We start from the raw sequence: 17,867 nt of genomic DNA, 5'->3' as shown, positions 1-17,867 counted from the left end.
ATGGTAGATATCTCTGTCATCATCGTTGGCGTGGTCATGTTCACGCTGATTATTCTTGGCCTTGTGGCCATTATCCTTTCCGCTCGCAGCCGACTGGTTAGCAGCGGTGATGTCACCATTGAAATCAATGGTGATCCTGAAAGCACCATCACAACGCAGGCCGGCGGCAAGCTTTTACAGACGCTGGCCGGTCAGGGCATTTTCTTGTCCTCTGCCTGCGGTGGCGGCGGCTCCTGCGCGCAGTGCAAGTGCCGTGTGCAGGAAGGTGGCGGTTCGATACTTGCAACCGAAGAAAGCCATTTCACCATGGGTGAAAAGAAGGAAGGGTGGCGTCTTTCCTGTCAGGTGCCGGTCAAGCAGGACATGAAGATCGAAGTACCTGAGGATGTCTTCGGCGTCAAGAAATGGGAATGCACCGTTGTTGATAATGACAACGTGGCCACCTTCATCAAGGAGTTGACGCTGCGACTGCCTGAAGGCGAGAACGTGGCCTTCCGTGCCGGCGGTTATATGCAGCTTGAGGCGCCGCCATATGAAGTTGATTTCAGCAAGTTTGACATTGCTGAAGAATACCGGGGCGATTGGGACAGGTTCGGCTTTTTCAACCTGAAAACCAAAACGACCGAGCCGGTGATTCGTGCCTACTCGATGGCCAACTATCCGGAAGAGAAGGGCATTCTCAAGTTCAATATCCGTATTGCAACGCCGCCGCCCAACTCGAGTCATCAGCCGGGGCTCATGTCGAGCTGGGTATTCAGCCTCAAGCCGGGTGACAAGGTTACGGTTTACGGGCCCTTTGGCGAGTTTTTTGCCAAGGACACCGATGCCGAGATGATCTTCATCGGTGGCGGTGCGGGAATGGCGCCAATGCGAAGCCATATTTTCGATCAGCTCAAGCGTCTTGGTACCGATCGCAAGATCTCGTTCTGGTATGGTGCCCGTTCGGTACGTGAATCGTTTTATAACGATGAATATGACCGACTGGAGGAAGAGAACCCGAACTTCGAGTGGCATCTGGCTCTGTCCGACCCGCAGCCAGAAGACAATTGGACCGGTAAGACAGGCTTTATCCATAACGTACTGTATGAAAACTACCTGAAGGATCATCCGGCGCCTGAAGATTGTGAGTATTACATGTGCGGACCGCCGATGATGAACGCATCGGTCGTCAAGATGCTCCTCGATATGGGGGTCGAGCCGGAAAACATTCTGCTTGATGATTTCGGCGGCTGATTCCGAGCCTTCCCTGCGGCACCGGTAACCCCGGTGCCGTTTTTGTTTCAGGGGTATCGACTCGATTGTCTTGCAGGCATTGGTGCTTGTATGGGCATGGCGGTTAAAATGGTCACTACGGTCCATCGCTGGTCGATGATGACTGATAACGAACAGGAGCAATCCATGCTGTTATGGTTAATAGTGCTGGCAGTCATGCTGCTTGTCGTAGGCGTCATGTCAGTGGGTGTCCTACTGGGGCGCAAGCCCATCAGTGGCTCGTGTGGCGGACTCAATAATCTGGGGCTCAAGCAGGGATGTGATATTTGTGGCGGCAAGGACGAGGTCTGTGAGGAGCAGCAGCGCAAGGAAAAGCTGCAGCAGGTGACCTATCGACCCGAGCTGGCGCTCGATGCAAGCCGCAAGACTGGAGCGTCGTAATTCATGCCGACCTATCAGTATGATGTTGTGGTACTGGGTGCCGGGCCTGCAGGTGAGAGTGCGGCGGTCAACGCGGCCAAACACGATAAGCGTGTTGCCATCGTTGAAATGCAGTCAGCCGTTGGGGGGAACTGTACTCATAAGGGTACGATTCCTTCCAAGACCCTGCGCCACGCGGTCAAGCAGGTAGTTCAGTTCAACAGCAATCCCATGTTCAGGGATCTGGGAGAGCCACGCTGGGTGTCTTTTCCTCGAATGCTTGAGCGCTCTCGTCGCGTGATCGAGGATCAGGTTGCCATGCGCACGCGCTTCTACGCGCGCAATCGCATCGACGTGTTTTTCGGGACGGCTTCCTTTGCCGATCCTCATACCATTCATGTGTCTGACGGACATGGTGCCAGAGAGTCGCTCGTCGCCGACAATATCGTTATTGCCACCGGCTCACGTCCCTATCGGCCTTCTGATGTCAACTTCAGACATCCGCGTATCTACTGCTCTGATACGATTCTGGGTCTTACGCATACGCCACGCCGTATCATGATCTATGGCGCGGGTGTTATCGGTTGTGAGTATGCCTCGATCTTTTCCAATCTTGGTGTGAAGGTCGATCTGATCGATACTCGCGATCGACTGCTGTCCTTTCTGGATGATGAAATCAGCGACGCACTGTCCTATCACTTGCGCAACAACGGTGTGCAGATTCGCCACAACGAAGAATACTCCCGCGTTGAGGGGGATGAGACCGGCGTTACCCTGCACCTCAAGTCGGGCAAGAAAATGCGTGCCGATGCCTTCATGTGGGCCAATGGCCGTACGGGGAATACCGATACGCTCAAGCTGGAAAACGCAGGGCTTGAGTCCAACTCACGCGGACAGTTGCAGGTCGACACCAGTTATCGCACTCGAGTCGAACACATCCATGCCGCTGGTGATGTCATCGGCTGGCCAAGCCTTGCAAGTGCTGCCTATGATCAGGGGCGGTCGGCATCGGGCGATGCGTTGAGTAAAAAATCGCGGTTCGTCGACGATATACCCACGGGGATTTACACCATTCCCGAGATCAGTTCGCTGGGCAAGACTGAACGGGAGCTGACGGATTCGAAGACGCCATATGAGGTAGGACAGGCCTTTTTCAAGGATACGGCACGGGCGCAGATTACCGGTGATACGGTAGGCGTACTCAAGATTCTGTTTAATCCGAGCACGCTCGAGATTTATGGTATCCACTGCTTTGGTGATCAGGCCTCCGAAATTCTTCACATCGGACAGGCGATCATGAACCAGTCTGGTGAATCGAACACGCTGGCCTATTTCGTGAATACGACCTTTAACTATCCGACCATGGCGGAAGCCTATCGCATCGCGGCGCACAACGGGCTCAACCGTCTACACTAGACTGGCAATACAGTCTGACACGCTGTAACAGCGCCGACCTGATGGTCGGCGTTTTTGTGAACCCATTGTTCATGACAGAGGAGCCGACGATTTTGTCCAACAAATCAAACAACATCGACACAAGAGATCTAACGCTACATTTCAATCACGACATGCTGGTCGTGCACCGCCGCTACGAAGTCGTCAGTATCATTAATGATGTGTTGATTGGCATCTGGTTTTTGATCGGCAGTATCTGTTTTTTTTATTCATCGCTAATGTCGATCGGTACCTGGCTTTTTGTTATCGGCAGTGCGCAAATGCTGATCAGGCCTGTAATCCGGCTTACCCGGCACTTTCACCTGAAACGGCTGCCGCAGCCCAGCGGTGATTTTTAAGCCTCTTTAATAGCGGTATCGATAGATACGCAGGCTGGGAATGAAGGGCTCGCTTTCGATTTTCGAGTCTCCACGCAATGCGCGAGTGCGCTTCTCTGGTGGCTCTGGCGCCGGCTGATTGATCTGCGGCAGACGATGATCCATGGCCGGGACAAAAAGTGGCAGGGCCACGTTCATGGCGCGGCGTGTATGCCCATCTTCCAGCGGTTCCCGAAAAAACAGATTGGCGCGCATTAGGGGGGCTTGTGTTTGTACCTGCGCCAGCATTTCACCATCGGGAAGTGATGCCAGCAAACGATACTGGATCTGAACATGCGCGGCTTCATTGTTGAGTCTGGCCAGTTTGGCCTCTACTTCGGCCACGCTCATGCGCTTGATCGAGCGACCACTGGAATACCATGCCAGACGAATGCGCGAGACAGGAGCATCCGCGATCGGAATGCGTCGCCAGCACTGCTTGAGATGCAGGCGCGCCATGCCGCTTCCCTTGAGATGATCGTGCAGTACGGGATGGCGAAAGGGTAGTGTGGCCTTGAGCTCGGCAATCATGGAAGGATGCTGCTTTCGGGCCACGCCAAGCTGTTGGGCGAAGATATCCTTATACCGATTGACGTCCAGCGCGTGCGCCAGCAGCACATCATTGGCCACCACAACGCCCACATGATCGCGTGTTGCGCGTCCATCCTGACCATCCTGATACCAATAATCGGTCAGTGCCCGCATCAGCCAGTCGAGATCGGCCTCACCGTCAAAGCGCCACATGGTGGGAGGATGCTGGCGTGCCGTAGCCATGAGGGCCTCCGTGGCCTCGACAAGGTCATCAAAGGCCTTTTCCAGCTCCGCCATCAGCTGATACTGCGGTGACATGGCCGTCTCCATTCCTTCCTGTGGGAATATACCGTTATCTTTTTAGCATGAACTCATGCAGGTCACAATCATGAGTAAACAGGCGGTAAGGGCAGGCAGCGATGACCATGATGTCAGTCATCGCTGCTGTGAAATGACTCCCTTGAGTCAGCGGTCCAGATACCGCTCGATGATATCACCATAGGCATCGATACGACGGTCGCGTAGATAGGGCCAGATGCGCCGTACTTGTTCGCTGCGCTCTGATGAGAGGGTCACCAGAAGCTCCTCGGTGCCTTCACCGGCAAGTGCCAGAATTTCTCCCTGTGCGCCGGCAATAAAGCTGCCGCCCCAGAAGTCGATACCGCTGCCAACCTGACTGGGGTCGTCTTCGTGACCGACACGATTGGCCGCCAGTACCGGGATACCGTTGGCGACGGCGTGCGATCGCTGAATCAGCGTCCAGGCATCCTTCTGACGCTGCTTTTCATCGGCGTCATCGCCCGGGTCCCAGCCGATGGCTGTGGGGTAAAGCAGCATGTCGGCACCGGCCAGCGCCATCAGGCGGGCGGCTTCCGGATACCACTGATCCCAGCAGACCAGTACGCCCAGACGACCCACGGAAGTGTCGATAGGGGTAAAGCCCTTTCCACGACTGGCATCACCCGGGGTGAAATAAAACTTCTCATAAAAGCCCGGGTCGTCCGGTATATGCATCTTGCGATAGGTACCTACCAGCCCAAGACCGGTATCCAGTACCACGGCCGTGTTGTGATAAAGCCCAGGCGCGCGGCGCTCGAAGATAGAGCCCACGATGACGATATCGAGCTCTTTGGCCAGTCCAGCCAGAAACTGTGTAGTTGGGCCTTCCAGCGATTCTGCCAGATCAAAGATATCGGTGTCTTCGCACTGACAGAAGTAGCGCGTGGCATGCAGCTCCTGCAGCAGTACAAGGCGTGCGCCGCGTGCCGCCAGGGCTCGAATGCCTCGTTCGCTTTCGCTCAGGCTTCTGGGTTTGTCGTTCCAGGCTTTCTGCTGAACGATGCCGACTTCAATGCTTTCCTTCATTCAATCTCTCCGCACATCAGTATTTGATCTCGTTTAGCAACCCTGCGGGCAACTGCATGGTCAGACAGTGCAGGCTGCCATGCTGTCGAATTACCTGACGGCAATCTATCGGAATGATATCGCGCGTCGGAAATGCCTCGGCCAGCGCCCTGAGCGCGTCATGATCGACCGGGTCAGCGTAGGACGGCATTAGAACCGCTCCATTGATGATCAGGAAGTTGGCATAGGTGGCCGGCAGGCGATGGCCATCTTCCGGATCAAGACAGGCTCGCGGCCAGGGCAGCGCGATCAGACGATAGGGCTCGCCATCTGCGCGACGAAAGGCCTTGAGCTCACGCTCCATGGCGTTTAAGGCTTCAAAATGTGGATCGGTGTCATCATCGCAGCGCACATAGGCGATGGTGTGCTCATCGCAAAAGCGTGCCAGCGTATCGATATGACTGTCGGTGTCATCGCCCTCGAGATAGCCGTTCTCAAGCCATAGCACGCGGCTGATGCCCAGCTGCGTCTCAAGAAGTTTTTCGACAGCGGCCTGATCAAGATGAGGATTACGATTGGGATTTAAAAGACAGCTTCGTGTGGTCATCAGCGTGCCCTGACCATCGGTTTCCACGCCGCCACCTTCCAGCACAATCTGCTGCAGGTTTTGTAGCTCGGGAGTGAAAATGCCCTGGTCTGCTAATACCCGGTTGAGTGCGTTGTCACGTTCGGCCGGAAACTTTCCCCCCCAGCCGGTGAATCGATAGTCCAGCAGCACCGATGTGTCATGCTCGACCACGGTCAGAGGGCCATGGTCGCGTGCCCAGGTGTCATCGCTCGGAGCAATCACCAGCGACAACCTGTTTTCAGGCACGCCAAGATTGGCCAGGGTGCGGGCAAGGCGCTGACGGGTGTCCTCGTCCGGCAGGGTGACCAGAACATGCTGATAGCGGGCAATCACCTCGATCAGGGTGATAAAGGTGGTCTCGATGGCGTCCAGCAGCGATGCCCAGTCGCTGTCACGGCCGGGCCAGCTGAGCATGACGGCCTGCTGAGGCGTCCATTCGGGTAGAAACTGACGGGGTGAAGGGCCCTGATTCATGGCAACAGTGTTATCCGCTCGATCGGTGGTGCAGGAAATCTGCAGGTCTCGGCGCATGGCCTGAGGCAATATTTTATCACTGACAGGGATTAAGGCGACGCCTGATGCAGGGTGATCCAAAAGTCCGTACCATATCGGCTCCTGTCACTGGATCCCAGGCCAATAATGCTTGATCGAATTCCCTTCCTGATCGGGCTTCGCTATACGCGAGCCAAGCGGCGTAACCACTTCATCTCCTTTATCTCGCTGACCTCGATGCTCGGTCTGACGCTGGGCGTGGCGGTACTGATTCTGGTGCTCTCGGTCATGAACGGCTTTGACCATGAGCTGAGAACCCGTGTTCTGGGCATGGTCCCGCATACGCGCATCGAAGCGCAAAATGGCGTCAATGACTGGCGTGCGCTGGCCGAGCAGCTGCAGCGACACGATCATGTCGTGGGGGCTGCACCCTACATCGAACAGCAGGGCATGTTTTCCTCCAACGGTCAGACGCAGGGCGCAATGATCGAAGGCATTCTGCCCGAGGCGGAGAAGAAGGTCTCCATCATTGGTAATCACATGGTGGGAGGGCAGCTGGACTCCCTTCAAAAGGGCAGCTGGAACGTTGTCCTTGGCAGTCTTCTGGCCAGAAATCTGGGCGTGGGCGTGGGCGACAGCGTCACGCTTTTGGTGCCGGAGGCTTCGATCACGCCTGGTGGCGTTTTTCCGCGTTTGAAGCGCTTTACCGTATCCGGCATTTTTCAGGTCGGTGCGCAGCTTGATGGCAGCCTAGCCTACACGAGCCTTGGCGACATGAAGACCCTGGCGCGGCAGCAAGGCGAGGCTCAGGGCATAAGATTGAAAATCGATGATCTGTTTCAGGCGCACAGTGTGACGCGTGAGATCATCAATGGCATGCCGCCCGGTTATCGCGGGATCGACTGGACCTACACGCAGGGCAATCTGTTTCAGGCCATTCAGATGGAAAAACGCATGATCGGTCTGTTGTTGATGGTCATCGTGGCCGTAGCGGCGTTCAATATCGTCTCGACTCTGGTGATGGTGGTGACCGACAAGCATGCCGATATCGCCATCTTGCGTACGCTGGGCGCAACACCTCGCTCGATCATGGGCATTTTCATGGTGCAGGGCATTACCATCGGCATCATTGGCATTGTGCTGGGGGTGATTGCCGGCATTGCGCTGGCGCTGTCCATCGCCGATATCATCAGCTGGGTCGAATCCGTCTTTGGTATTCAGTTTCTGGATCCCAACGTTTATTTCATCAGCTACCTGCCGTCGCGCCTTGAGCTCTCTGATGTTCTGGTTGTGACAGGCGTGGCACTGTTGTTGAGTTTTCTGTCGACCCTTTATCCGGCGTGGCGAGCTGCGCGGGTACAACCGGCCGAGGTGCTGCGCTATGAGTAGTCAACACGAGACGACAATGACGGGGCGAGACAACATGCTGGCGTGTCGAGGGCTGAGTCGTATCTATCAGGAAGGCCCGCAGGATTTGACCGTACTCGATAACCTGGAGCTGACGGTCGCGGCCGGCGAGCGGATTGCCGTAGTAGGCAGTTCAGGTAGCGGCAAGACCACATTGCTCAATCTGTTGGGTGGGCTGGATCGGCCGACACAGGGTGAAATCCTCATCGGCGGTCACTCCATCAAGGGCTTGTCCGAGACGGCCATCGGTCGGTTTCGTAACCAGCACATCGGCTTTGTTTATCAGTTTCACCATCTGCTGGCCGAGTTCACGGCGCTGGAAAATGTCTCCATGCCGTTGATCATTCGCGGTCAGAGTCGCAGTGAAGCAGCCAAAAAGGCCAGAGCACTGCTCGAAAGGGTCGGCATGGCGCCGCGCGGGGAGCACAAACCGGGCGAGCTTTCCGGGGGAGAGCGTCAGCGTGTCGCCATTGCAAGGGCGCTGGTGACGGATCCCAGTCTGGTGTTGATGGATGAGCCGACCGGCAATCTGGATCAGGTGACCGCACGCCAGATTCTGGACCTGATGGACGAGGTCGCCGAACGCTCACGCAGTGCCTTTGTCGTGGTGACGCATGACATGGCCATTGCCCGGCATCAGGATCGGGTATTGCGTCTGGACAAGGGGCGACTGGCACCTGATGTGATGAGCTGATGTTGACCTGAAAGGTCTTGAAAAGGCCCACCAGCATTGCTGGTGGGCCTTTTGTCGTTCAGGAACAGCGATGTTTTTGAAATCCGGCCTCAGTTTTGAACCGACATGACCGCGCCGCCATCCACGCGAAGGTTGGCGCCGTTGATAAACGATCCGCGCTCGGACACGACCAGGGCAATGGCGGCGGCCACTTCTTCCGGCTGCCCGCGGCGCTTGAGCTTGATGCCGGGACGCTCTTCTTCAAGAAAGCTTTCTACCGCCTCGTCAAAGGAGCAGCTGTTCTCTTTTGAACGCTTTTCCATCATGCCATTGGTCATGGGAGATTCGATAAAGGCGGGAGATACCGTATTACAAAGAATGCCGTTTTCCGCCTCTCCATAAGCTAGGTTTTTAACAAAGGTCGCCAGCGCTGCCTTGGAGACATTGTAAACGGCTTCATCCCAGTAGGGCTGCACGGCGTTTTCGGAGGTGATGCAGACAAAGCGTCCCCAGCCCTTTTCCCGCATGGTGGGGAAGGTGGCACGTGCCATTCGCACGGCAGACATGAAGTTGATCTGCCAGGTATCCTCGTAGTCGTCATCCTTCATGTCGAGAGGATGTCCTTTCTCACCGGTGATACCTGCCGTGTGGATCACGATATCGATAGTGCCAAAGTGTTCGATGGCGGCACGGGCCAGCGCATCGACCTCTTCCTGCTGGGTGATATCGGCCTTGTGGCAAATCACCTCGCCCTTCATGAGCGCGGCATCCTTCTCCAGCTGCTCGATATCCATGTCGGACAGCACAAGCCTGACGCCTTCATTGGCCAGCTCATGGGCGGCAGCGAGGCCAAGCCCCCCCTTTGCACCAGTGATGATGGCAACGCGATTGGTTATTCCCAGATCCATGATGTCGGCTTCCCTGTCGATACTGCATGAACTTGCCTGATGAACGGACAGAATCAACATAGTTTAAAAGCCACAGGAGAGAAACGTTCTCGCCTGTTGTTCCGTGATGCGCGCTCCTCAGAGGAGGCAGGTGTTCAGGACGACTTCATCGCTGGCGTCGATGCTGACGACGCTTGCGCCAGACGCGCAGGATGTGCCAGCGCCAGCACAGGCGCGTCAAGATATTGGCAATGATGCCGATAACCAGTGCACAAACGAGGGAACCGATAATCAAGGCCGGCATCATGTCGACCACCTGATTGGCAAACCAGCTGACGCTGACTTCATCGGGCAGGGCACGAGGCGGGGTATGCAGTATCCATGCGCCCACGCGGTAGGTGACATAAAAGACCACGGGCATGGTCAGGGGGTTGGTCAGCCATACCAGTGCGAGCGCCAGTGGCAGATGGCCTCGCAGCCACCAGGCCCCGAGAGCAGCTACCAGCATCTGTCCGGGAATGGGGAGAAGCGCGCAAAAAAGCCCCACGGACAATCCATTGGCAATGCTTCGTCGCGTGACAAACCAGAGCGCCGGATTGCCCAGCAGTGGATGAATCAGTCGAAGCGATTTTCGGCGCCGAATGGTTTCCGGGTCCGGCAGATAACGTTGAATAAATCGGCGCAGCATCAGGCAGCGTCCAGACAGAACGATGTCACCATTATCCCTGAACCCCATGGGTGAGGAAAATCTTTCTGAACATCATGAGCGCGTTGTGCCCATTCGTTGTGAGCTGATCGACTGCATCAAAGGTATACGCCTTCCACTGTTGTGTCTTGGTGCCGTTGTCGGCGCCTTGCTTGTACGCCTGCCCCAGAAGGAGTGGCTTTGGGCGCTGGCACTTTTATGGCTGTTGGCGGCAGCACTCTATCACCGACTGCCCCTGCTCATGGCCCTGGTGACAACGCTTGTGCTTTTTCATGGGCTCACTCAGTGGCCAGAGCCCTTGGCGGACGGACTGGCAAAACAGGACGTCACGCTGAGTGGTCGTATTGTTTCGCTGGAAAAACCTGATGGTCGAGCCCGGTTGAACCTTGCGGTGACACGCTGTGAGGCTGCCACTGAATTACCACGCTGTGACCGGCTCAAAAACGTCCGCCTTGACTGGTACCACCCTCCGGCACTGAAGGAGGGTGATCGGTGGCGCCTGACAGCACGTTTAAAGCCACCTCATGGATTTCTCAATCCAGGTCGATTCGACTATGGCGCCTGGCTTATGGATAACGGTTTTGGCGCTACCGGTTATATACGTGATGAAGACAGTGCCGTACGCCTTCAGTCGGGTACCGGTCCTGCATTGATGCAGCGCTGGCTGGAAGCTCGGGTCGAGGACGACTTTACCCGACGCTGGCTGCAGGCGCTAACACTGGGAGATGGCGGGGCACTTGAGGCGTCTCAATGGACGCTGCTTAGAGAAACGGGCACAACACACCTTGCCGTGATTTCAGGGCTGCACGTTGGACTGGTCTCGGGCTGGGTGCTGCTGCTCGGGCGTCTTGTTGCGCGTCTTGTGCAACCATATTGCTGGCGCATGGTGCTCTGGCCCTGGGGGATGGCCGGGGCAGCCGCGGTGCTCTATGCAGGGCTATCGGGATTCGCTCCGCCAGCCGTACGGGCTGCCATCATGACCCTCATTGCCCTCTGGAGCGCCTGCGGGCGTCATTCGCCCGGGGTGTGGCAGGCCTGGTGGCTGGCGTTGCTGGCAGTGGTCGTCAGTGCCCCGCTGTCTTTGGTGCGCCCAGGGCTCTGGCTCTCCTTCGGGGCCGTTGCGGTATTGATTATTGCCTGGCGCTGGCAGGAAAAACGCGTCTGGTGGTATACCCTGCTGCGCAGTCAGGGGCTTTTAAGTCTGGCAACGGGAGGTGCCACGCTGCTTGTTTTCGGACAGATGGCGAGCCTTTCCATGCTGACCAATCTTATCGCCATCCCCTGGGTCTCCATGGTCATGGTGCCCTTGGCACTTCTGGGGTGGTTACTGTCACCTGTACCCGGAGTGGGCCAGTTGCTCTGGTGGCTTTTTGGACAGGCCGCCCATCTATTCGAAACGGTGCTCGAGCAGGTGCGCCAGTGGCAACCCGATTGGCAGCCTGCTGCCGATCAGATATGGCCGTTTGCCATTATGCTACTGCTGATTTGTCTGATATGGCTCCTGCCGGGGCTTGCTCGTTTTTGGCGGTGGTTGGCCAGCATCATGGCCGTTTCCCTGTTTCTTGGCGCGAACCACACTGCAATGCTTCGTGATGGCGAATTGTCACTGGTCATTCACGATGTCGGTCAGGGGCAGCTGATTGACATTCGCACCGCTCATGGCCGCTGGCTTTATGACAGTGGTCCGCGATCACGTTCGGGGTTCATGGCGATTACCACACTCTGGGATCAGCCACAGCATTTTGATGGCGTTATTGTCTCACATGGGGACAGTGATCATGCCGGCGGGGTGTCTGTACTCAAGGGACTGCACAAGGTTGATCGCTGGTGGGCGCCGCTGTCGGAGACCATCGACGTCGATGCGCTTACCCCTTGTCGTGCCGGGTTGTCATGGCGAGCCGATGCCGTCAATTTTACCTTTCTCTGGCCTCGCAGTACCGCCACCTTGCCGGCGGCTGAAAATGATCATTCCTGCGTGCTGCTGATCGAAACGCCTCGACACCGCTTTCTGATCACTGGGGACGCCGGCCAGAACGTCGAGTTACGCATTGTTGCCCATTACCGCAAGCCGGTGGATGTTCTGGTGGCAGGTCACCACGGCAGCCATGGCAGCTCCTCGCAGCGCCTGGTTGATATGCTAAAGCCAGCGCGTGTGATCTATAGCGCTGGCTATCTCAATGGCTATGGTCACCCCGCTGACAGCGTCGTCAGGCGCTTTCATCATGTCGGCAGCTGTCAATGGAATACGGCTGAGGATGGCGCCATTACCGTGACAAGTCGTGCCACAGGGCTCCGCGTTGTTTCGCCGCGCCCGGCTGGCGGTGTCGAACCGTGCCGACCTGGGGTAGAATCCGGCCGGTGATTGCCCATGGGCAGTCTTTGATCATGACTGGTAGCAGGTCACCATTGGGTCTGGCGCTGTCAGCGCCGTCGCCTGGTCGATCCGATATCGTTATCAGCAAGGCAGGAGAGCCCGTGAAGTCAAACGCCAGCCTGACGCTGTACGCCCGTCTGCTGACCTATGTAAAGCCTTTTTGGAAGGCCTTTGCGATCGCGCTGATTGGCAATGCCATTTATGCCGGTTCCAGTACTCTCATGGCGCGAATCATGGAGTTTCTGACCGACGGTATACAAAACCCGGATGCTGATTTTCGACAGGCCCTTCCCCTGATGATCATCGGCATCTTCATTGCCCGTGGCTTTGGTACCTTTCTGGGTACCTATGGCATGGAATATGTAGCGCGCAACGTGGTTCATCGCCTGCGCGTTTCGGTCTTCGACCAGATGCTGCATCTGCCGGGACGTTTTTACGATGAAAACAGCGGTGGACACCTGATCTCGCGTGTGACCTACCACGTGGAACAGGTGACCGGTGCGGCCACCAAGGCCCTGAATGTGGTACTTCAGGAAGGCATGCTGGTTATTGGGCTGACGTGCTATCTGTTCTGGGTTAACTGGAAGCTGATGCTGATCTTTATCGCGGTCACGCCGCTGATCGGCCTGGTGGTGGCCTGGTGCAGCAAGCGCTTTCGCAAGCTTTCAAGACGCATCCAGAAGTCGGTGGGTGAAGTGACCCATGTCGCCTCCGAGACCATTACAGGTTACCGCGTGGTGCGTACGCACGGCGCAGAGCAGCATGAATACAACCGCTTCAACCAGGCAAGCCAGTACAACCGTGATCAAAGCCTGAAGGAAGCCTTGACCAAGGCCATCAGTGCCCCGGTCATTCAGACCCTGGTGGCCGTATCACTGGCACTGCTGGTATGGCTGGCACTTGACCCGGAGCTTTTGGGCAACATGAGTGCGGGTCAGTTTATCGGTTTTATCACGGCGGCCAGCATGATTATCAAGCCCATCAAATCGCTGACGGAAATCAACGGTGTAATTCAAAAGGGCCTGGCCGCGGCTCAGGAGCTTTTCGAGCTGATGGACAAGCCGCGCGAGCCGGATAACGGCACCCATGATCCGGGGCGTGTGCAGGGGCGGGTCAGCTTTGAAGATGTTCGCTTTCGCTATGGCAATGATCTGCCTGACGTGCTCAAGGGCATCAGTCATGAGGTTCATACCGGCGAAATGATTGCGCTGGTCGGGCGCTCAGGCAGCGGCAAAAGCACCATGATGAACATGCTGCCGCGATTTTATGACGCGACGGGCGGTCGTATCTGCATCGATGGTGTGGATGTTCGTGACTACTCGATGCAGGCCCTGCGTCGTCAGGTCGCCCTGGTTACCCAGAATGTGACCCTGTTTAACGCCACCATTGCCGATAATATTGCCTATGGGATTGATAATGCCTCGCGCGATGAAGTGATCGCCGCAGCGCAGGCAGCCTATGCCGATGAGTTCATCGAGAGATTGCCGCAGGGGTACGACACCATGGTCGGGGACAATGGCGTCATGCTCTCGGGCGGGCAGCGCCAGCGTATTGCCATCGCGCGTGCCATTTTCAAGAATGCCCCTATCCTGATTCTGGACGAGGCGACTTCTGCACTGGATACGGAGTCCGAGCGCTACATTCAACGGGCGCTCGAGAAGGTCTGCGAAGGGCGGACCACTTTCGTGATTGCGCACCGACTTTCGACCATCGAGCAGGCCGATCGCATTCTGGTCATGGATAATGGTGAGATCATTGAATCAGGTGATCACCTAACGCTTCTGGCTCAGGACGGTGCCTATGCCGCGCTGCATCAAATCCAGTTCAGCGAGGAGCGTAGCAATGCTCCGGTGTGAGCGCCTTCTTGAGATGTCTGCCCCATGAAACGGCTCGAAAGGGCATGGTACAGCGGCGCCCGTTGGCCGGAAGTGCTGACGCCGCTGGAGTCGCTGTACAAGAAGGTGACAGCTCGGCGGCGTCAGGCCTTTCAGAGCGGCCGCCGTGAAACATGGACGTCACCGGTGCCGGTCATCGTGGTTGGCAATATCACGGTGGGCGGCACCGGGAAATCGCCACTGACGGCATGGCTTGGCCGCTGGCTACGGGATCAGGGTTGGCAGCCGGGCATCATCTCTCGTGGTTATGGCGGTCATGCGCCGCGTTATCCCTTTTATGTCAATGACACCAGCGATGTGGCTCATGCCGGCGATGAACCTGTCATGCTGGCGCAGCAGACACAGCTGCCGGTTGTGGTGGATCCTGATCGGCCTCGGGCCGCGCGTAAGTTGATTGCCGCCGGCTGCAATATTCTGCTGTCTGATGATGGCCTTCAGCATCATGCGTTGGGTCGGGATATCGAGCTGGTGGTGGTGGATGGCATGCGCGGGTTTGGTAACGGTCGTTGCCTCCCGGTTGGGCCGCTTCGTGAGCCGCTTTCACGGTTGCAAGAGGTGGATGCCATCATCTCCAACGGTGATCTGCGGTCTCGGGATGTCGTGGCACAGTATTCCATGTCTCTGGTACCCAGCGCCTGGCGTCACCTCAATGATGGTGTTTGCTATAGTATCGATGCTCGTCCTTTTGACGGGCGAGTTCATGCCATTGCCGGCATTGGTAATCCGCAGCGTTTTTTCAAAACCCTTGAAACGCTCGGTGTCGCGTTTGATGAACATCCGCTACCGGATCATCATCGTTTCTCGGCGCATGATGTCCGCTTTGCCGATAATCGCCCGGTGGTCATGACGGCCAAGGATGCTGTCAAATGTCGTCCCTTTGCCAACGAGCGGTGCTGGTCACTGGATATAGAAGCGTGCCCCGAGCCAGCACTGATCGAGTGGCTGGCAGCACGTCTTGGAAAACTCTGATACAGGAGAAAGAGAATGGATCAGGAACTGCTTGCCATGCTGGTATGCCCTGAAAGTGGCGGAAAGCTTGAATACAGTCGCGAGACCAACGAGCTGCTGTGTCGTGAAAGTGGTCTGGCCTATCCGGTCGCAGATGGCATCCCCGTGATGCTGGCCAGTCGGGCACGTCGCCTGAATGTGGAAGAGGCGCTGGGCAAGCAGCAGGGCGCACCGGCTGCATCATGAGTCATGCCTTTACTGTCATTATCCCGGCACGGTTTGCCTCGCAACGTCTGCCCGGCAAGCCGCTGCTGGAGATTGCCGGCAAGCCCATGATCGAGCACGTCTGGCAGCGGGCCATGGCCTCCAGAGCCGCCAGAGTGTTGATTGCCACTGACAACGAGCAGATTGCCTCGGCTGCGCGGGCCTTTGGTGCAGACGTTGTCATGACGCGCGAAGATCATGTTAACGGCACATCACGGCTCACGGAGGTTGTCGATAAGCTCGACCTGCAGGGTGATGAGTGTATCGTCAATGTCCAGGGGGATGAGCCGCTTCTACCGAGCAGTATGATCGATCGAGTGGCTGAGTCACTCAAGGCCGACGATGGAGCGGCCATGGCAACGCTTGCAGAGCCCATTGCCGATCGGGCTACCCTGATGCGTAGCAGTGTGGTCAAGGTGGTTTGCAGCCAGGGTGGGCGCGCCCTTTATTTCTCGCGGGCCCCCATTCCATGGGACCGTGACCGCTTCGATTTGTCTGATGCTGATGATAAGCAGGGTACAGCCGATCTCGGGCAGGGCTGGCTTCGCCATATCGGTATTTACGCCTATCGCGCCTCCTTTTTACGCGATTATCAAAATCTTCCAGTCGCACCCGTAGAAGCCTGCGAGCAGCTTGAACAGCTGCGCGCGCTCTACCATGGTTATGCCATTTCGGTCGCCGTGGCTGCCGAGCAATATCCTGCTGGCGTTGACACGCCCGAGGATCTGGCGCGTGTGCGTGAATTGCTGACAAGGAGCTCAGATTGATTCGAGTCCTGTTCGTTTGTCTGGGAAACATCTGTCGCTCTCCCATGGCAGAAGGTCTTTTTCGTCAAATGTCACAGCGCCGGGGGCTCGATAGCCGAGTCGAGGTCGATTCCTGCGGGGTCGGCGATTATCACGTGGGCGAGCCGCCTGACCCGAGAGCCATGCGCGAAGCACATCATCGCGAGGCCGATATTTCCGAGCTGCGAGGACGCGTCATTCGCTCGGACGATTTCGAGCGCTTTGACTATATCCTCTGTATGGATGAGGACAACCTGCAGGCTTTGCGACGGATGGCGCCGGAAAGCCGCCGCGCGCATGTGGGGTTGCTGATGGATTTTGCACACGAGGATACCAGTGCGGAAATCGGTGATCCCTACTTCGGCAACACCGATAATTTCGGGCACGTGGCCGATCAGATCGAGGCTGGCTGTCAGGGTCTACTTGACCATATCGAGTATCAGGATGCACCGGATTGAAAATACAGTACGGTGTCTCCCTGAGGTCCCACAATACGCTGGGATTTGAATCCCGGGCGCAGGCGCTCGCTGAAGCGGACTCGCTGCTCTCCCTTCGTCGCGTTCTTGCCATCGGGCGTCACCGCTTTAGTCGTGTGATTGCGCTGGGGGGCGGCAGCAATGTTGTCATGAACCCCGATATCGAAGGGCTGGTAGTGCGGTATACAGGCCAACGTATCTGGCAGAAATTCCTTGGCCCAAACAAGGCGCTCTGGCACGTCGAGGCCGGGGTCAACTGGCATGCGCTGGTTGAAAAGACCACCCGTGAGGGCTGGTGGGGCATCGAAAACCTGGCGCTGATTCCGGGCTCGGTAGGGGCGGCACCCATTCAGAACATTGGTGCCTATGGTACCGAAATCGGTGATGTCATTGAGAGTGTGCATGTCGTGCACCTTGAAAATGGTCGCTATGAAATACTCGACCGTGCGCAGTGCGACTTTGGTTATCGGCACAGTGTATTTAAGACGGCACTGGCCGGAAAGGTCATGGTTGTTCGAGTGGTGCTGCGTCTTGACCTTGATGGCAGGCCACGCACCGGGTATGGCGATCTGGCTGAGCGACTGCCGGAAAACGCAGGCCCAGACGATGTTGCAATCGCCGTGGCGGCCATCCGCCGAAGAAAATTGCCGGATCCGCTGGTGCTGGGCAATGCCGGCAGTTTCTTTAAAAACCCGGTAGTACCTGCAGAGCAGGCGGAGGCTCTGATAACCCGCTTTCCCTCAATGCCGTTCTGGAAGACCGATCAGGGCACCAAGCTGGCGGCCGGCTGGATGATCGACCAGTGTGGCTGGAAGGGATATCGTGACAACCGTGTGGGGGTTCATCAGCAGCAAGCACTGGTACTGGTACATTATGGCCAAGGGCGCGTCAGTGATCTGCTGGAGTTGGCAATGCGTATTCGTGAGTCCGTCGAGGTACGCTTTGGTGTAACGATCGACATGGAGCCCGGCATCATCGGGCACTGACAGCGACCTCCCTGTATTTGGCAGACAA

18 protein-coding genes are annotated in these 17,867 nt (G+C 56.9%); 13 read left to right on the top strand and 5 right to left on the bottom strand.

Annotated elements, in window-relative coordinates:
• From nqrF to B9H00_RS01105, 4 genes are all read left to right on the top strand, one after another.
• Positions 1-1,233 (top strand): NADH:ubiquinone reductase (Na(+)-transporting) subunit F, encoded by a 1,233-nt coding sequence (gene nqrF, locus B9H00_RS01120; protein WP_086899105.1) that lies wholly within the window; start codon positions 1-3, stop codon positions 1,231-1,233.
• A 165-nt stretch (positions 1,234-1,398) separates the two neighbouring features.
• Positions 1,399-1,653 (top strand): (Na+)-NQR maturation NqrM, encoded by a 255-nt coding sequence (gene nqrM, locus B9H00_RS01115; RefSeq protein ID WP_086899104.1) that lies wholly within the window; start codon positions 1,399-1,401, stop codon positions 1,651-1,653.
• Between the two features lie 3 nt (positions 1,654-1,656).
• Positions 1,657-3,048: a Si-specific NAD(P)(+) transhydrogenase gene (gene sthA, locus B9H00_RS01110; protein WP_086899103.1), complete on the top strand. Its 1,392-nt coding sequence runs from the start codon at positions 1,657-1,659 to the stop codon at positions 3,046-3,048.
• A gap of 41 nt (positions 3,049-3,089) precedes the next feature.
• Positions 3,090-3,425, top strand: coding sequence for a YrhK family protein (locus B9H00_RS01105; RefSeq protein ID WP_236944324.1), 336 nt, complete (start codon positions 3,090-3,092; stop codon positions 3,423-3,425).
• A 6-nt stretch (positions 3,426-3,431) separates the two neighbouring features.
• Here B9H00_RS01105 and B9H00_RS01100 read toward each other — a convergent pair whose 3' ends face one another.
• The 3 genes from B9H00_RS01100 to B9H00_RS01090 form a co-directional block, all read right to left on the bottom strand.
• Positions 3,432-4,292 (bottom strand): DNA replication terminus site-binding protein, encoded by an 861-nt coding sequence (locus B9H00_RS01100; RefSeq protein WP_086901632.1) that lies wholly within the window; start codon positions 4,290-4,292, stop codon positions 3,432-3,434.
• A gap of 147 nt (positions 4,293-4,439) precedes the next feature.
• Positions 4,440-5,339, bottom strand: a complete 900-nt coding sequence (locus B9H00_RS01095; protein WP_086899101.1) for a carbon-nitrogen hydrolase — start codon at positions 5,337-5,339, stop codon at positions 4,440-4,442.
• A 16-nt stretch (positions 5,340-5,355) separates the two neighbouring features.
• The gene (locus tag B9H00_RS01090; RefSeq protein WP_086901631.1) at positions 5,356-6,420 is read right to left on the bottom strand and encodes an agmatine deiminase family protein; all 1,065 of its coding nucleotides are present in this window, start codon (positions 6,418-6,420) and stop codon (positions 5,356-5,358) included.
• 165 nt (positions 6,421-6,585) lie between these two features.
• Here B9H00_RS01090 and B9H00_RS01085 point away from each other — a divergent pair, with 165 nt between their 5' ends.
• Complete coding sequence (locus tag B9H00_RS01085; protein ID WP_086899100.1) at positions 6,586-7,827, top strand: lipoprotein-releasing ABC transporter permease subunit; 1,242 nt, start codon at positions 6,586-6,588, stop codon at positions 7,825-7,827.
• The gene (locus B9H00_RS01080; protein ID WP_236944323.1) at positions 7,820-8,539 is read left to right on the top strand and encodes an ABC transporter ATP-binding protein; all 720 of its coding nucleotides are present in this window, start codon (positions 7,820-7,822) and stop codon (positions 8,537-8,539) included. Before B9H00_RS01085 ends, B9H00_RS01080 begins: the two co-directional genes overlap by 8 nt.
• 89 nt (positions 8,540-8,628) lie before the next feature.
• On the opposite strand, the gene B9H00_RS01075 is transcribed toward B9H00_RS01080, so the two are convergent.
• On the bottom strand, positions 8,629-9,426 hold the full coding sequence (locus tag B9H00_RS01075; RefSeq protein ID WP_086901629.1) for an SDR family NAD(P)-dependent oxidoreductase: 798 nt from the start codon (positions 9,424-9,426) through the stop codon (positions 8,629-8,631).
• 145 nt (positions 9,427-9,571) lie between these two features.
• Positions 9,572-10,093 (bottom strand): DUF2062 domain-containing protein, encoded by a 522-nt coding sequence (locus B9H00_RS01070; RefSeq protein ID WP_086899099.1) that lies wholly within the window; start codon positions 10,091-10,093, stop codon positions 9,572-9,574.
• A gap of 22 nt (positions 10,094-10,115) precedes the next feature.
• On the opposite strand from B9H00_RS01070, the gene B9H00_RS01065 reads away from it, so the two are divergent.
• From B9H00_RS01065 to murB, 7 genes are all read left to right on the top strand, one after another.
• Positions 10,116-12,473: a DNA internalization-related competence protein ComEC/Rec2 gene (locus B9H00_RS01065; protein ID WP_086899098.1), complete on the top strand. Its 2,358-nt coding sequence runs from the start codon at positions 10,116-10,118 to the stop codon at positions 12,471-12,473.
• 113 nt (positions 12,474-12,586) lie between these two features.
• Positions 12,587-14,341 (top strand): lipid A export permease/ATP-binding protein MsbA, encoded by a 1,755-nt coding sequence (msbA, locus tag B9H00_RS01060; RefSeq protein WP_236944322.1) that lies wholly within the window; start codon positions 12,587-12,589, stop codon positions 14,339-14,341.
• Between the two features lie 24 nt (positions 14,342-14,365).
• Positions 14,366-15,349, top strand: coding sequence for a tetraacyldisaccharide 4'-kinase (gene lpxK, locus B9H00_RS01055; RefSeq protein WP_086899097.1), 984 nt, complete (start codon positions 14,366-14,368; stop codon positions 15,347-15,349).
• Between the two features lie 15 nt (positions 15,350-15,364).
• Positions 15,365-15,574, top strand: a complete 210-nt coding sequence (locus B9H00_RS01050; protein WP_086899096.1) for a Trm112 family protein — start codon at positions 15,365-15,367, stop codon at positions 15,572-15,574.
• Positions 15,571-16,359, top strand: coding sequence for a 3-deoxy-manno-octulosonate cytidylyltransferase (gene kdsB / locus B9H00_RS01045; protein WP_086899095.1), 789 nt, complete (start codon positions 15,571-15,573; stop codon positions 16,357-16,359). The genes B9H00_RS01050 and kdsB overlap by 4 nt, the downstream gene beginning before the upstream one ends.
• On the top strand, positions 16,356-16,835 hold the full coding sequence (locus B9H00_RS01040; RefSeq protein WP_086899094.1) for a low molecular weight protein-tyrosine-phosphatase: 480 nt from the start codon (positions 16,356-16,358) through the stop codon (positions 16,833-16,835). Before kdsB ends, B9H00_RS01040 begins: the two co-directional genes overlap by 4 nt.
• Positions 16,832-17,839, top strand: a complete 1,008-nt coding sequence (gene murB, locus B9H00_RS01035; protein ID WP_086899093.1) for a UDP-N-acetylmuramate dehydrogenase — start codon at positions 16,832-16,834, stop codon at positions 17,837-17,839. Before B9H00_RS01040 ends, murB begins: the two co-directional genes overlap by 4 nt.
• Positions 17,840-17,867: the final 28 nt, after the last annotated feature.

Source organism: Kushneria marisflavi (genome assembly GCF_002157205.1).
Lineage (GTDB): Bacteria > Pseudomonadota > Gammaproteobacteria > Pseudomonadales > Halomonadaceae > Kushneria > Kushneria marisflavi.
This window is presented reverse-complemented; position numbering and strand designations above follow the sequence as displayed.

Excerpts from the sequence above, each read along its gene's own strand:
- B9H00_RS01050 (WP_086899096.1), top strand. The coding sequence starts at position 15,365 with ATGGATCAGGAACTGCTTGCCATGCTGGTATGCCCTGAAAGTGGCGGA.
- B9H00_RS01090 (WP_086901631.1), bottom strand. The coding sequence starts at position 6,420 with ATGAATCAGGGCCCTTCACCCCGTCAGTTTCTACCCGAATGGACGCCT.
- B9H00_RS01080 (WP_236944323.1), top strand. The coding sequence starts at position 7,820 with ATGAGTAGTCAACACGAGACGACAATGACGGGGCGAGACAACATGCTG.
- lpxK (WP_086899097.1), top strand. The coding sequence starts at position 14,366 with ATGAAACGGCTCGAAAGGGCATGGTACAGCGGCGCCCGTTGGCCGGAA.
- kdsB (WP_086899095.1), top strand. The coding sequence starts at position 15,571 with ATGAGTCATGCCTTTACTGTCATTATCCCGGCACGGTTTGCCTCGCAA.
- nqrM (WP_086899104.1), top strand. The coding sequence starts at position 1,399 with ATGCTGTTATGGTTAATAGTGCTGGCAGTCATGCTGCTTGTCGTAGGC.
- nqrF (WP_086899105.1), top strand. The coding sequence starts at position 1 with ATGGTAGATATCTCTGTCATCATCGTTGGCGTGGTCATGTTCACGCTG.
- B9H00_RS01100 (WP_086901632.1), bottom strand. The coding sequence starts at position 4,292 with ATGTCACCGCAGTATCAGCTGATGGCGGAGCTGGAAAAGGCCTTTGAT.
- B9H00_RS01070 (WP_086899099.1), bottom strand. The coding sequence starts at position 10,093 with ATGCTGCGCCGATTTATTCAACGTTATCTGCCGGACCCGGAAACCATT.
- B9H00_RS01085 (WP_086899100.1), top strand. The coding sequence starts at position 6,586 with ATGCTTGATCGAATTCCCTTCCTGATCGGGCTTCGCTATACGCGAGCC.
- B9H00_RS01095 (WP_086899101.1), bottom strand. The coding sequence starts at position 5,339 with ATGAAGGAAAGCATTGAAGTCGGCATCGTTCAGCAGAAAGCCTGGAAC.
- B9H00_RS01065 (WP_086899098.1), top strand. The coding sequence starts at position 10,116 with ATGTCACCATTATCCCTGAACCCCATGGGTGAGGAAAATCTTTCTGAA.
- B9H00_RS01075 (WP_086901629.1), bottom strand. The coding sequence starts at position 9,426 with ATGGATCTGGGAATAACCAATCGCGTTGCCATCATCACTGGTGCAAAG.
- B9H00_RS01105 (WP_236944324.1), top strand. The coding sequence starts at position 3,090 with ATGGTCGGCGTTTTTGTGAACCCATTGTTCATGACAGAGGAGCCGACG.
- sthA (WP_086899103.1), top strand. The coding sequence starts at position 1,657 with ATGCCGACCTATCAGTATGATGTTGTGGTACTGGGTGCCGGGCCTGCA.